The following is a 1290-nucleotide window of genomic DNA, read 5'->3' as shown; positions in this document are numbered from 1 at the left end:
TTACGCATGATAATTGCTCCTCGCCATCATAATTAACTCTTGTTGTGCCCAACGTAATGTTGAATCTGTAATGTGATATTCCAGCCGTCGAAAGACTTCTTTTCCGAGCCTGACGAACGATAATACACGTCGTTTTTTTATCGTATTAGCCTGGAAGTGGCGGTGCCAACCGGCATGTTCGGCAGCAATGCCGAACCACCAATAGACCATGAAAGAGAGAAGGCCGATCAGTAATAGGATATCGAGACGCTTTGGGTCGTTGGTTCGACTTTGACGCAGACCGAAGCCGTATTGCGGGCTTTTTAGATCCCGGAAAGTCTCTTCAATTTGCATGCGCTTTTTATAGAGGCGGACGATACAGCGGGAGGAGAAGATGTCGGTTGGGATGTTGGTGGCGAGTAGCCAAGGTTCTTTTGCTGATTTTCTATGAACAGCTTGTGCAGTGAAGTGCTCTCGGCCTCTGGGTCTGTCTTTTCGTTTTTTAACCGTTTGTTTCTTGAAGAGGTGCAGGTGGCAGARTAATGGTTTTCGTTTTGCCCGTTGGGTCAATCCAATATACTTGGGTTTATTATTTGCCTTTTTAAACAGTTGCTTAATGTGATGCGACTGTTTGTTATAAAAGGCATTTACATCTCCGCGAACGCGTCCTAGATAGCACCAACCCATCGCCTCTACCTGCCGAAACCAGGTGTTCCGGAAACCAGCATCAGTGACAATAATAGGTATGACATGCGAGGGTAAAACGGCTTTAAAGTTATCAAGAAATGTTTGGTGACTGCGGGGAGAGTTGTACTGTTTGAAGGTAAAGGATTGCTCGAAAAGGGTAACGGAACGACCGTCTACAGCGATGGATGCCCTGAGTACCATGAGTCGCTTATATTCCCGGATATCGGCCCAGTCGACGAGGACGATCGGCTGAGGGTTAACCGAGCATATTTGGTGGCAGTGCCAGCGGTAAATATCTAGCCTGTCTCGGTGTAGATGACAATTACCTAATAAACGATCAACCCGCTTTATACAGTGTTTGGCTTTTGCTTTAGAAGGAAGGGCTCTGCCAAGCAAGGTTAGGGTCAGCGCATCGTTATTTAGCAGAGCTTTCACCGAATCCATGAGTGAGTTGAGTCGCTTTTTGTGAATGCTAGGGCATTGTTCTCTAAGGGAGTCGTGTAGTATTTGAATATCACGCATCTTGTTTTCTTCTTTTGTTTTTGTGGTGAATTCATTAGATCAGAAGGCAAGGTGCGTGTCTACTTATTGAACAGTAAAGGGATTTTGTGGGGATTCCTGAGT

The 1290-nt window shown here is 45.7% G+C and carries 1 protein-coding gene; it reads right to left on the bottom strand.

The window, feature by feature from the left end; translation table 11 throughout:
• Window positions 1–1188, bottom strand: a complete 1188-nt coding sequence (locus EDI28_RS25755) for an IS4 family transposase (RefSeq protein WP_128786682.1) — start codon at window positions 1186–1188, stop codon at window positions 1–3.
• Window positions 1189–1290: the final 102 nt, after the last annotated feature.

Origin of the sequence: Photobacterium chitinilyticum (assembly GCF_004104355.1) — a bacterium.
In the GTDB taxonomy this organism is placed as follows: domain Bacteria; phylum Pseudomonadota; class Gammaproteobacteria; order Enterobacterales; family Vibrionaceae; genus Photobacterium; species Photobacterium chitinilyticum.
Note: the sequence above shows the minus strand (reverse complement) of the source record. Positions and strands in the feature narration are given on the sequence as shown.